The sequence below is a fragment of the Trichocoleus sp. FACHB-46 genome, assembly GCF_014695385.1.
GTDB lineage: Bacteria > Cyanobacteriota > Cyanobacteriia > FACHB-46 > FACHB-46 > Trichocoleus.
In genome coordinates, this window is the sequence record NZ_JACJOD010000035.1 from 1 (window position 1) to 10,166 (window position 10,166).

Sequence of the window (10,166 nt, forward strand, 5' to 3'; positions counted from 1 at the left end):
CGCTTCAGCTGCACCTTACGCCAACGAGTGTCCCGCTTAGTGAGGAAGACGTTATCGTTTTCCAAGAAGTTAGAGAACCATATTGGTGCAGTTTGGTACTTCGTTCATCACTACAATGCGTCCTTACCTATTTAGGACTACCATTGTCAGATTGGTGGGATAACCTTTATTTGAAGCGATTGCTAAGGGGGCAGAGAGAGCCGATGCCTTCTAGTTTGTTGCAAAGGGTTACTGACCGATCGCGTGCTACTCGAAATCGCTGGAACTTTGATTCTGTGGTTGACTGATAAGTTTTACTTAATTTGTGAGCGCTGCTATGACAACCTTCGCCAACCTTGCGTCCGGTTTAGAAAAGCCTCGACTTGCACCTTTGCCTGCTCGATCTCCTGACGCGACTGTGAGGAGCCGGAGTTGAAGATAGCACCATTGAACATGGTGACCCTAAGAGAGTAGCTAGGAGACCCTTCACTCCATTCCTGAGGGCGAATGTGAATGCTCTCAATTGATGACAGCGGCAGCACTTGCGTCCGTTGAGGCACGATAGGCGCACGTTCTGAGTAAGTGAAAGTTGAGCGTAGCACATTAAAGGTCATCTGAGAACTCAACCCAGCCAATGCGGCAAAAAGGAATAACCCGCTCACTGCGATCGGTGCGATCGCACCGGCTGAGACAAGGGCAAAAAGCAGGAAAACTGGGTTCCAATAGTCATGCCATTGCACGCGCCACAACAGTTCGTAGGGTGCGAGCAGAGGAATCAGATTCAGCAGGGCCAAGCAAATCCGCTTCCATACAGGCATGGCGGAGATGATATCAACGCGCTCTGCGTGATCTGAAACTTGGATGATCACGTTCTATCCATTGCTCCCACATCTCGGTTTATCCACTCTACTCACGCTTAAGCGCTCAAAGGAACTAGTTCGCCAGTGGTTGTGAGCCCTAGCTTCATCGGTTGTTGTGGTCGAATGGGTTGACCTGTGATCGCACAATGTTCCTCTCGTTGAGCGATCGCGTCAAAGGTTACTCGAATATCTGACTGAGACAAAAGCGGAGTTTGGGAAGACGATCGTTTCTCCAAAGGCATTAACCGTTGCTCCACGAATTGCCAAAGCACCTCTCGAATCAGAGTTTGATACCCCTGCTCCCCAGAAAGCTCTCGCAATCGCTCTTTAAGTTCAGCTTCCAGTCGGATACTTGTCACTTGCATTTCCGAAGTGGAACTTGGTCTGCGTGTATCCATACCGAACTACCTAGCGAAATAATAAAGTGGACAAGATAATACTACAAATGTAGTATGTAGCTATCCAGATTTGTAATACAAGTAATACACCCTTCTATGATACGTATCCTACTCGCCACCTTATCCAGTGCCCTTGTTCTTCCCCATCAAATTTGGGGTAGCACATCGGTGCTGTTTGGGTGTGAGGAGACGTATCGATTTAGTGGTGGTCAATCCGCCAACAAAGGCATTGATGGGACAGTCGCCGGACAACTCAATCCGGATCAACTGACTAGCAGCGGGAGGTGCAGGTTTAGCCTGACACCGACATAGGGAAACAGCGCATCAGCTTCCTTGTACTTACCCCCGCTCCTGGTCATCAGAAGTGGGGGTTGTTTTTTGAGGAGTGAATTTTATGCAAGCCACAGAGCAGAGTCAGAAGATTCCAATACTACACAACCAGGTCGTAGTCTTCTCTAAGAACTACCATCCCCTTGGCACGCATCAACATCAAACGAGCGATCGTGCTTCTAGTGACGGGACAGGCAGAATCACTAGAGTTCAGCAGCTTCCAGACCTGGGAAGTGCGCTCTCCTAGCGTTGTACTACAAGTACCTGAGCACATCCGCTTGACGAGTGGCAATCCAGAGCGGCAGTGGAAGCTACCACCTGTCAATCGTCGCGAGGTTTTCCGCCGCGATCACCATGCCTGCCAATACTGCGGCAGCGCCAAGCGTCTCACCCTCGATCACGTCATTCCTCGTTCTAAAGGTGGTACTCACACCTGGGACAACGTAGTGGCTGCATGCGAGAAGTGCAACTCTGCCAAGGGCGATCGCCTGTTGCACGAAACCGGAATGGTACTCAGAAGCAAACCCAAAGCACCCATCCACCCTGCCATTGCATTTGCAGAACAGTTCTGGAAAGAGCAGCCCACCGACACCTGACCTTAGACTCAGCAAGAAGGAGGCAAGACCGATGTTGAAGTTGAACTACACCGAAGACGGACTCTACATGGAGCGGGTGATGACCTCTCCTGAGTTGGCAATTGCTCAGCGAGTTGTTCTTGCCATGCGCTTAGGGCAATCCCTCCAAGTCGAGCCTGGTCATGCCTCCTTTCTATTGCCTGCTGATGTCCCTGACCTAAAACATCTAGAGACGACGTTGGGGCAGGAATGCAGAGGAAGAGTGACTGTCATTTCAGTCGATGACGAGTTTGTAGAGGTCAGTCTGAGTGGAAGCTGGATTGCTGAGAGTAAGGAAGCTCACGAAGGAATGTTCCTCACCGTGCTCAGCGATCGGGCCGAGTTCTTCCTCTACAAGCTGTGGCAGATGAGTGAAGTACATGTTTCTTCCTTAGCGTAGAAACTACAACTCAGTCTGAGAGGGCAGTCTAGCCATCCTTTCCACTATTGCCCTCTCACCTCTCAAAAGAAATTTGTAGTATCCCCTTGACACTCTGTAGTACGTTATATTACAACTGTAGTATCAGCACTACAGCCCCTCACAAAGGCTCTGTAGTCAACCTTCTGAACCTTGATAACTTCATATAAATGCCACCTTTGAGGGTGTAGCTTAGCCCGGTTGAAAGCACCAGTCTGTCGAACTGGATATCGTGGGTTCAAATCCCATCACCCTCGCCTTATAGCCTTGTGGACGAACAGATAAGTCGTTCTGGTTCTCAGCCAGAAAGAAGCGGGTGCAGCTCCCGTCAAGGCTTCCAATGAGGATGTAGCTCAAATGGATAGAGCACTTGTTTCCGATGCAAGCGGTTACGGGTTCAACTCCTGTCATCCTCGCTCGTGGGGATGGATTGGCATCACCTGCTCCGAAACCAACAAACGGACGGTTGCAGGACTGGGGTTCGATTCCCCGCATCTCCACCAAATCTCCAGGTCGCCAAGTGGAAAGGCGTTGGTCTGCAAAACCAACTAGCGAGAGTTCGATTCTCTCCCTGGAGTCCACCTATTGCAGTGTCACCTAACGGTAAGGTACTCAGCTCATAACTGAGGATATGCGGGTTTAACTCCCGCCGCTGCGACCAACAATGCACAGATGGTGTAACGGCAACATCTCGGTCTCCAAAACCGTTGTTCTAGGTTCGAATCCTAGTCTGTGCGTTGTCGTGCCCAAATCGGAAAAGCTTACATACTCGCCAAATGGTAAGGCAACTGTCTCTAAAACAGTCTATGCAGGTTCAATTCCTGTGTGTGAATCAACAGCTTTTTCAACTTGCACGGCATCAATGGTGCAGAAGCGAAGTGGTCGAGCGGCACGTCTTTCAAGCGTGTGACTAGCGGGTTCAAGTCCCGTCTGCACTGCCACATGGGTAGGTATGCAAATGGCTGAAGCAGACTGACTGTAAATCAGTTGTCCTTGACCACTGGGGGTTCAAATCCCTCTCTACCCACCTGTCAACTTATGGAGAGTAAACCGATCAGGCGATCGGCGCTGTTTGCTAAACAGATGGATGAACAATTGTGGTTCGACTCCACTGCTCTCCGCCTCATAAGAACGTGGTGTAACTGGATAACACATCGGTCTACGAAACCGTTCGCGTAGCGCGGCGTAGCCGTAGAGTGAGAGTTCGATTCTCTCCGTTCTTGCCACTCATGGAGGATACCGCTAAATGGTTGGCAACTGGTCTTGAAAACCAGGGTAGTCCTTGGGCTAGGGGTTCGATTCCTCTATCCTCCGCCTCAATGGGAAGTTGGTGAAGCTGGTGCTCACGTGCCGCTGAAGACGGCGAGAAGGCAGTTCGATCCTGCCACTTCCCACTCGTTGCCCTATAGCTCAATGGCTGAGCGGCCCGCTGTTAACGGGAAGGTTGTAGGTTCGACTCCTACTGGGGCAGCCATTCATTGCAGGATGGACGATTGGCAAGTCGCTCTGACTCTGAATCAGAGAGAGGTTGGTTCGACCCCAACTCCTGCATCCACTTCTTTGCCCTGTGGTGTAACTGGCAACATCTCGCTCTTTGAAAGCGAAGTTTCTAGGTTCAAATCCTAGCGGGGCAGTTGGGAGGTAAACAGTCGCCTGGGTCAATCCTCTGTATCCCTCCCATTCCTTACTCCTGTGGCCCAATCGGTAGAGGCGGCTGTCTCAAAACCAGTCAATGTGTGAGTTCGACTCTCACCAGGAGTACCACTTGCTGCTGTAGCCCAACGGGAAGAGGTGCTGGTCTTAGAAACCAGAGGTTTTGGGTTCAACTCCCACCAGCAGTACCAACATCGGGATGTAATTCAGTGGTCAGAAGCCTTGGTTTGGGACCAAGGAGTCGTGGGTTCAAATCCTACCATCCCGACCATTTGCTCCCGTGACGGAACTGGCAGACGTGCTAGGTCGAGAGCCTAGATTGTGCAGGTTCAAATCCTGTCGGGAGTACCAAGCACCGAAGGCGGAAGTGATCGACGCACCCACCCGATAAGTGGGTTATTAGCAAGTTTGAGTCTTGCTCGGTGTACCAATTTCAAGCCAACTTGGGTCGTTGGCAGAGCGGATATGCAGCCGCCTTTTAAGCGGAGAGATCCAGGTTCAACTCCTGGGCGACCCACCAAATGTTCGGGTTGTTAGCTCAGTTGGTAGAGCAGCCGCCTCTTAAGCGGAAGCGCATAGGTTCAAGCCCTATACAACCCACCAATTCAATTCAGAAGGCAAAATTAAAAATTCAAAAAGGAGCCTTCATTTTGAACTTTGAATTCTAAATTTTGAATTGTTCAAGCCTCTGTAATGCAATCGGTAGACATCGCTTGCTTAAACCAAGTGTGTTGCAGGTTCGACTCCTGTCAGAGGCATGCGGGGATGGAGCAACGGCGGCTCGAAAGGCTCATAACCTTTACATCAGTGGGTTCAACTCCCACCCCCGTCACCGATGCTAGTGTGGCTCAACGGCAGAGCAACTGTCTTGTAAACAGTAGGTTACAGGTTCAAATCCTGTCACTAGCTCCAGAATGCGAATGTGGTGCAGCGGCAAGCATCCCTGGCTTCCAACCAGGAGACACGAGTTTCTCCGAAGGAGACGCTTCGCGAACGAGTCTCGTCTTTCGCTCCAATCTTGAATCTTGCGAATGTGGTGTAAGGGCTAACACCGGAGTATGCCAATCTCCAGATGCGAGTTCGACTCTCGCCGTTCGCTCTCATAGTCCTGTAGCTCAACGGTGGAGCATCTGTCTTACAAACAGAGGGCTGTAGGTTCAAATCCTATCAGGACTACCAACAATGGGAGTGTCGCCTAATGGATAAGGCAACTGTCTTCTAAACAGTTTCATGCAGGTTCGACTCCTGCCATTCCTGCCATAGGGGTCTGTAGCTTAACTGGAAAAGCATCTGCCTTGCAAGCAGAAAGATGTCGGTTCAACTCCGACCAGAATCCACCAAATGGGACCATAGCTCAACTGGCTAGAGCATCCGCCTTGCAAGCGGAAGGTTAGGGGTTCGACTCCCCTTGGCTCCACTGTGACTGAACCCGAAGTGGTGGAGGGGCTGGTTTGTGACACCAGTGTTAGCGAGTTCAACTCTCGTCAGTCACCCCACATTAAAGCGGCGATCGCCCTATACTCTTACCTATCCACATCTAGACCGAAGTAGCTTATTTCATCCAGCTCTTTCGGGTGACTTGACTTGTATGTCTTGTATGTTCCGTGCTACCGGATTTGACTTTGCAGTAGACGAGTTTTTGCAGCAAAGTACCTTGATTCCTGACAGCGTTTGGCATAGAGGTGAGCACAGGTTAGCCAAACGGGTTCACGAGGGGTCTGGGTTTTCGATGGTTGCGAGTCAAGCTGACATGAGTAACCCACCACAGCAAGTAGAGGATGCGATCGCTTTTCTCAAGGCTAACCAAGTCGAGCTAGAGCGGCTACAGAAATTTTCAGGTGTTGAGAGGATATGCTTGGACTTTGGGATAGAAGATCGAGATGTGGCAGTTCAGTGTGACTACTTCCCGCCTGAGTTGCTACGACTGGCGGGCAATTTGAACATTGGTATCGAGGTGACGCGCTATCTCCAGGCTGATGAGTAATCGACACCAGCCAAACTAGATGTTTTACCGGATTGCGGGTCGCCTTTGTACGTTAGCCAGCCAGCTTTATCAGTAACCACTGACTCAACCTATGAAGTACGAAGCTATCTATGCAGTTATTTGAAGAGTCAAGTTTGAACGAAGTCAAGAATAAGGCTTTTCTCACTTATGTAGAGTGGGGGCCGAAGTTGCTAACTTCAAGAGAGCAGCGTTTATCCGAGGAATTTCCAGAGGTTGCTGCGGATGTTAGGGCCACTTGGATTGAAGAGTTTAAGAGTGTAAACAGTGAAATCTGGAAAGTAGCAGAAGAGGGTGGTCCGAAGAGTTATACGTATGAGACTTTTGCAAAGCGTATGAGTACTTCCTTTCCATTTATGAATCAAGTAGCTCTGGAAAGGGCATGGTTTCTCGTAGGCTATTTCGCTTGGCGTGAAGGCTATCGATGAGTAAGCCTAACCTAACAAGCCGCTCAACTGCACATACAATGAGCAAACCCATAGCAATCGAGGGGTACACAATTACTCAACGATAGAATGAGGGTTTCAGGCTTCAAAAACACTCAGGATTACGTTTGTAGTATGAGTGTTTTCAGATTCTTTAGGCCAGAATACTATACTTGCATGTCCTCCAATGTTTGTCCGGTACCTAAGGCATCGGCATATTAAATCACTAGTCATCATTCCATGAATTATTTTATCTGTTGGGCACTTGGGTTTGGTACCTTATGGGTCGGTCTGAAGCTATTTGACGATGAGGTGATTCTGATTGTCTCTATTTTTGTCGGTTTAGGTTTCATCCTGGCTGGGTTGATTGCGGCTCCGCCGCCGCTGCAAATTCCGATTGAAATCGCATCAGTTATCGCTTTGTTCAATGTTTGCATGCAGTGTATTCAACGGGGCGATCGCTCTTAAAGCGCTCTCTACAACCTATAGCTCGAGAGCGCTTCATTATGTCTAGGGAGGGTCTGCGAATCCTCTACTCCCGCTTCAACCAAACAAATGAACCCTTAGTTGACACCTTTCTCCTCTAGGTCAGTGGCGATCGCCTCAATCTCCATCTCTAGTTGTTCTGGGGAGGGGAGGTTGTTTCGGAGGGGTTCGGGAAGGGTTTCGCTGAGTTGAAAGGTTGACACACCGATCGGCTTACCCATTTCTTGAAGCGCATACTCCACAGTTGTTTTGCTCTTGCTGCGGCACAGAATGATGCCAATCGTCCGGTTGTCGTTAGGAGCACGAAGGAGGTTATCGACTGCTGCAACATAGAAATTCATTTTGCCGCTGAATTCGGGTTGAAACTCACCCATCTTGAGGTCGATCACCACGTAGCAGTGGAGTTTAACGTGGTAGAAGAGGAGATCAAGTTTGTATTCCTTATCATCCACCTCGATCGGATATTGGTTACCGAGAAAAGCAAAGCCTAATCCGAGCTCTAGTAGGAAGTCGCGAATATGTAAAACGAGTGCATTTTCTAGCTCTCGCTCTTGAGCATCCTTACCCAAGGTGAGGAAGTCTAGATGATAGGGGTCTTTGAGTAAGCTCTGAACTAAATCAGATTCCTCTTTGGGAAGCACTCTTTGAAAGTTAGTAATTGCGCTACCGATTCTTGCTTTCAACCCTGTTTCGATTTGCAGGACTAAAACATCCCGGCTCCAACCATTTTCGATCGCTTGTTGGGCATACCAGAGCCTTTCGTCAGCGTCTTTGAGTTTTTCGAGTAAGGCAATGTTGTGACGCCAAGGCAATTGTGCAACGCAGCGTTGCACAACTTCTTCATCTGGATAGGCTTTCGCAAAGGTTCGCATGTATTTGAGATTACGAGAGGAAAAGCCTTTCATCTCTGGGAATGCCTTGGCCAAATCTCTACTCAGTTGGTCAATGACTTTAGTGCCCCAGCCTTCTTCACGTTGTCGTGCCAGGATAGACTGACCGATTTGCCAGTAGAGCAGAATCAGCTCACGGTTGATAGCGATTGAGGCTCGAAGTTGAGCCGATCGAATCTGATGTTTGAGGTCAGTGAGAAATCGATCGTAATTGAAGGGTACAGGGGAGGACAGGGAGTCAGTCACGATCAAGCTTCACAGATTAGTTTTACAGGGCTTTGTGAAAGAAGTAGGCAGTTCAGTTCCGATTGGCTTGCCTAGTTTGTAGTGTGTCTAAAGTCTCTTTTGGAGCCTGTTGGTATTGTTCCAATAACTGAGCGATCGCCGCTTCTACTAACACTTCCTTATAAGGCGCATTCTCTTTGCCTAACTCCAGTTGCAACTTGAGGTGAAAGGTGTCTAGTTCCTTGAGTAATGTCTCATCAAGTTGAAAAGTCGCTTTTTTCAACTTCTTAGGTTGTTGACTTTTTGACTTGTTAACTTGTTGGCTTCCTGACTTGTTTTTTGGTAGAAATATTGGCTGAGTATTGGAGCGCTTTGTCCGGTCGTCAGCAGCTGGGTTGACTGAGCTCGTTGGCTCTGTCAGGTGGCTATCGTCTGCAGCTTGCTGACTTTCTTGCTGGTTGACTTGTTGACTTGTTGACTGGTCATCTGGTTTGACTTCTACAGAGTCGAAGTATTCATCCGCTTTGCTGCGAGGAAGATTGATGCGATCGCTGGTTCTTGGACGTTGTCTAGGCATGGTTAGGACTCCGATTGAATCGCTTGGATGACGCTTCGATAGGGCTGCACAAGTCGCCACTCTCCGGCGTATTGATGAATGGGTTCTCCAGCTAGGTTAGATTCTGCAAACTTCACAGACTTCGGAACTGGGTCAAAAATCTTGATTGCTTCCAGTTGATTTTTGAGAGTGCTGAGTACGTCCTGGGTCATGACTGTGTTCTTCTCGGCCATTGTTGGCAGAACACCCAAAATCTGTAGATTCGGATTGAGCCGTTTTTTGACGCTTTGAATCGTATCTAGGAGTGCTTCGAGTCCTTTAAGAGCAAAAAACTGGCATTGAACTGGAATTAACAAGCGATCGGCCGCCGCTAAGGCATTCACTGTCAGGAGTCCTAAGCTAGGGGGACAGTCGATCAAGATGTGTTGGTAATGAGATTGAGCTGGCTCTAAACGTTCTTTGAGGATGTAAAAGTTCCCCACTTTACTGAGCAGCTCGGTTTCTCCTTTGGCAAGGGAGATGTCAGCAGGGAGTAAATCGAGGCCAGATTTAGTTTTGATAACTGCATCTAAAGCTTCAGCTTGCTCGGTAATAACTTCGTAAGCCGTGAGTTGATCATCAGTTACGTTGACCCCTAGCCCAGTTGTGAGGTTGCCTTGAGGGTCAAGGTCGATGGCGAGGCAGGAGCCTTGCTGAGCTCGAAGACCTCCAAGGGCAAGAGTTGAGGTGGTTTTAGCGACTCCACCTTTTTGGTTGGCGATCGCAATAATCATAGAGAGCATCAATGTGGTTGATTACTAGCTTGTCAGCAAGTTAACCAGTTGACAAGTAAACTTCTTAGCCTTTCAACAAGTTAGCTATTTAACTTGTTGACTTCCTATATTCCTGTCAACCTAACTTGATTAGAAGTCAACTTTTTAAGATTGTTTGAGACCGCAGTACTCACTCATTTCTTTGAAGGCAGCATCGAAGTTACTATTGGGTACAGGTTGCTTGAGGCTCTCGTTAAGCGGTTGCATAGCACTTACCAAACTTTGGCGATCTATAGCTGTCGCCACAAGAGTTAGGACGCGGCTTCCTTGAGGACTGTCTCCATTGCTTCACGCAAACTAGTGCGCTGCGTCGTTGTTTGCGAATGCGACCCTTTAACCATGCCCAACACTTTTCGATACGATTCAGGTCTGGTGAATAGGGTGGTAAGTAGACGACTTGAACCCCTTTTGCTTGGATGAGTTGGACAATTCGTCCGCCATGATGGAAGGTGGCATTATCCAAAATCACCCATTCTCCAGGTCGCAGTATTGGGATGAGACAGCTTTCTAACCAAGTT

General features: G+C 48.8%; 11 protein-coding genes, 29 tRNA genes, 1 other RNA gene and 1 pseudogene. 36 read left to right on the top strand and 6 right to left on the bottom strand.

Annotated elements, in window-relative coordinates; all coding sequences use genetic code 11:
* Nucleotides 1–135 (top strand): IS1 family transposase (locus H6F72_RS22660; protein ID WP_242017083.1); only part of this gene is annotated, 135 nt, incomplete at its 5' end.
* A 179-nt stretch (nucleotides 136–314) separates the two neighbouring features.
* Here H6F72_RS22660 and H6F72_RS22665 read toward each other — a convergent pair.
* A complete protein-coding gene (locus tag H6F72_RS22665; protein ID WP_190441256.1) occupies nucleotides 315–848 on the bottom strand; it encodes a hypothetical protein in 534 nt (177 codons plus the stop codon).
* Between the two features lie 47 nt (nucleotides 849–895).
* Nucleotides 896–1,237 (bottom strand): hypothetical protein, encoded by a 342-nt coding sequence (locus H6F72_RS22670; RefSeq protein ID WP_190441259.1) that lies wholly within the window; start codon nucleotides 1,235–1,237, stop codon nucleotides 896–898.
* A 473-nt stretch (nucleotides 1,238–1,710) separates the two neighbouring features.
* Here H6F72_RS22670 and H6F72_RS22675 point away from each other — a divergent pair, with 473 nt between their 5' ends.
* The 35 genes from H6F72_RS22675 to H6F72_RS22845 all read left to right on the top strand — a co-directional run bounded on the left by H6F72_RS22675 (nucleotide 1,711) and on the right by H6F72_RS22845 (nucleotide 7,147).
* Complete coding sequence (locus tag H6F72_RS22675) at nucleotides 1,711–2,163, top strand: HNH endonuclease (protein WP_242017081.1); 453 nt, start codon at nucleotides 1,711–1,713, stop codon at nucleotides 2,161–2,163.
* A gap of 31 nt (nucleotides 2,164–2,194) precedes the next feature.
* Nucleotides 2,195–2,581 carry an alr0857 family protein gene (locus H6F72_RS22680; protein WP_190441261.1) on the top strand — a complete coding sequence of 129 codons (387 nt, stop codon included), beginning with the start codon at nucleotides 2,195–2,197 and terminating at the stop codon, nucleotides 2,579–2,581.
* A 199-nt stretch (nucleotides 2,582–2,780) separates the two neighbouring features.
* A tRNA-Asp gene (locus tag H6F72_RS22685) sits at nucleotides 2,781–2,856 on the top strand.
* 85 nt (nucleotides 2,857–2,941) lie between these two features.
* Nucleotides 2,942–3,015 (top strand) — tRNA-Arg (locus H6F72_RS22690).
* A 5-nt stretch (nucleotides 3,016–3,020) separates the two neighbouring features.
* Nucleotides 3,021–3,102: a transfer-messenger RNA gene (ssrA, locus tag H6F72_RS22695) on the top strand.
* Between the two features lie 3 nt (nucleotides 3,103–3,105).
* Nucleotides 3,106–3,180 (top strand) — tRNA-Cys (locus tag H6F72_RS22700).
* 5 nt (nucleotides 3,181–3,185) lie between these two features.
* Nucleotides 3,186–3,260 (top strand) — tRNA-Ile (locus H6F72_RS22705).
* 5 nt (nucleotides 3,261–3,265) lie between these two features.
* A tRNA-Trp gene (locus tag H6F72_RS22710) sits at nucleotides 3,266–3,336 on the top strand.
* A gap of 127 nt (nucleotides 3,337–3,463) precedes the next feature.
* Nucleotides 3,464–3,540: transfer RNA gene (locus H6F72_RS22715), tRNA-Glu, on the top strand.
* 3 nt (nucleotides 3,541–3,543) lie between these two features.
* Nucleotides 3,544–3,626: transfer RNA gene (locus H6F72_RS22720), tRNA-Tyr, on the top strand.
* Between the two features lie 100 nt (nucleotides 3,627–3,726).
* Nucleotides 3,727–3,825, top strand: a tRNA-Arg gene (locus H6F72_RS22725).
* 5 nt (nucleotides 3,826–3,830) lie between these two features.
* Nucleotides 3,831–3,913: transfer RNA gene (locus tag H6F72_RS22730), tRNA-Ser, on the top strand.
* Nucleotides 3,914–3,920: 7 nt separating this feature from the next.
* A tRNA-Phe gene (locus H6F72_RS22735) sits at nucleotides 3,921–3,993 on the top strand.
* A gap of 5 nt (nucleotides 3,994–3,998) precedes the next feature.
* Nucleotides 3,999–4,073, top strand: a tRNA-Asn gene (locus H6F72_RS22740).
* Nucleotides 4,074–4,078: 5 nt separating this feature from the next.
* Nucleotides 4,079–4,154 (top strand) — tRNA-Gln (locus H6F72_RS22745).
* A 6-nt stretch (nucleotides 4,155–4,160) separates the two neighbouring features.
* Nucleotides 4,161–4,233, top strand: a tRNA-Gln gene (locus H6F72_RS22750).
* 52 nt (nucleotides 4,234–4,285) lie between these two features.
* Nucleotides 4,286–4,363, top strand: a tRNA-Leu gene (locus tag H6F72_RS22755).
* A gap of 3 nt (nucleotides 4,364–4,366) precedes the next feature.
* Nucleotides 4,367–4,443: transfer RNA gene (locus H6F72_RS22760), tRNA-Leu, on the top strand.
* 4 nt (nucleotides 4,444–4,447) lie between these two features.
* Nucleotides 4,448–4,523, top strand: a tRNA-Pro gene (locus tag H6F72_RS22765).
* Between the two features lie 3 nt (nucleotides 4,524–4,526).
* Nucleotides 4,527–4,603: transfer RNA gene (locus H6F72_RS22770), tRNA-Leu, on the top strand.
* A gap of 94 nt (nucleotides 4,604–4,697) precedes the next feature.
* Nucleotides 4,698–4,772: transfer RNA gene (locus tag H6F72_RS22775), tRNA-Lys, on the top strand.
* A 7-nt stretch (nucleotides 4,773–4,779) separates the two neighbouring features.
* Nucleotides 4,780–4,855 (top strand) — tRNA-Lys (locus H6F72_RS22780).
* Nucleotides 4,856–4,936: 81 nt separating this feature from the next.
* Nucleotides 4,937–5,010: transfer RNA gene (locus tag H6F72_RS22785), tRNA-Leu, on the top strand.
* Nucleotide 5,011: 1 nt separating this feature from the next.
* Nucleotides 5,012–5,084: transfer RNA gene (locus H6F72_RS22790), tRNA-Met, on the top strand.
* Between the two features lie 5 nt (nucleotides 5,085–5,089).
* Nucleotides 5,090–5,164 (top strand) — tRNA-Thr (locus H6F72_RS22795).
* Nucleotides 5,165–5,168: 4 nt separating this feature from the next.
* A tRNA-Gly gene (locus tag H6F72_RS22800) sits at nucleotides 5,169–5,267 on the top strand.
* 12 nt (nucleotides 5,268–5,279) lie between these two features.
* A tRNA-Gly gene (locus tag H6F72_RS22805) sits at nucleotides 5,280–5,351 on the top strand.
* Between the two features lie 5 nt (nucleotides 5,352–5,356).
* Nucleotides 5,357–5,431, top strand: a tRNA-Val gene (locus tag H6F72_RS22810).
* A gap of 5 nt (nucleotides 5,432–5,436) precedes the next feature.
* Nucleotides 5,437–5,512: transfer RNA gene (locus tag H6F72_RS22815), tRNA-Arg, on the top strand.
* 3 nt (nucleotides 5,513–5,515) lie between these two features.
* Nucleotides 5,516–5,592: transfer RNA gene (locus H6F72_RS22820), tRNA-Ala, on the top strand.
* 3 nt (nucleotides 5,593–5,595) lie between these two features.
* A tRNA-Ala gene (locus H6F72_RS22825) sits at nucleotides 5,596–5,669 on the top strand.
* 2 nt (nucleotides 5,670–5,671) lie between these two features.
* Nucleotides 5,672–5,748: transfer RNA gene (locus H6F72_RS22830), tRNA-His, on the top strand.
* On the top strand, nucleotides 5,715–6,236 hold the full coding sequence (locus tag H6F72_RS22835) for a DUF4279 domain-containing protein (RefSeq protein WP_190441262.1): 522 nt from the start codon (nucleotides 5,715–5,717) through the stop codon (nucleotides 6,234–6,236). Before H6F72_RS22830 ends, H6F72_RS22835 begins: the two co-directional genes overlap by 34 nt.
* 110 nt (nucleotides 6,237–6,346) lie before the next feature.
* The gene (locus H6F72_RS22840; RefSeq protein ID WP_190441265.1) at nucleotides 6,347–6,682 is read left to right on the top strand and encodes a hypothetical protein; all 336 of its coding nucleotides are present in this window, start codon (nucleotides 6,347–6,349) and stop codon (nucleotides 6,680–6,682) included.
* A gap of 237 nt (nucleotides 6,683–6,919) precedes the next feature.
* Nucleotides 6,920–7,147: a hypothetical protein gene (locus tag H6F72_RS22845; RefSeq protein ID WP_190441268.1), complete on the top strand. Its 228-nt coding sequence runs from the start codon at nucleotides 6,920–6,922 to the stop codon at nucleotides 7,145–7,147.
* 95 nt (nucleotides 7,148–7,242) lie between these two features.
* On the opposite strand, the gene H6F72_RS22850 is transcribed toward H6F72_RS22845, so the two are convergent.
* The 4 genes and pseudogenes from H6F72_RS22850 to H6F72_RS22870 form a co-directional block, all read right to left on the bottom strand.
* Nucleotides 7,243–8,301: a PDDEXK nuclease domain-containing protein gene (locus tag H6F72_RS22850; RefSeq protein ID WP_190441284.1), complete on the bottom strand. Its 1,059-nt coding sequence runs from the start codon at nucleotides 8,299–8,301 to the stop codon at nucleotides 7,243–7,245.
* A gap of 52 nt (nucleotides 8,302–8,353) precedes the next feature.
* Nucleotides 8,354–8,857, bottom strand: a complete 504-nt coding sequence (locus H6F72_RS22855) for a hypothetical protein (RefSeq protein ID WP_190441287.1) — start codon at nucleotides 8,855–8,857, stop codon at nucleotides 8,354–8,356.
* Nucleotides 8,858–8,859: 2 nt separating this feature from the next.
* Nucleotides 8,860–9,618, bottom strand: a complete 759-nt coding sequence (locus H6F72_RS22860; RefSeq protein WP_242017082.1) for a ParA family protein — start codon at nucleotides 9,616–9,618, stop codon at nucleotides 8,860–8,862.
* Between the two features lie 281 nt (nucleotides 9,619–9,899).
* Nucleotides 9,900–10,166 (bottom strand): annotated as a pseudogene (locus H6F72_RS22870) (transposase); the annotation flags it as partial.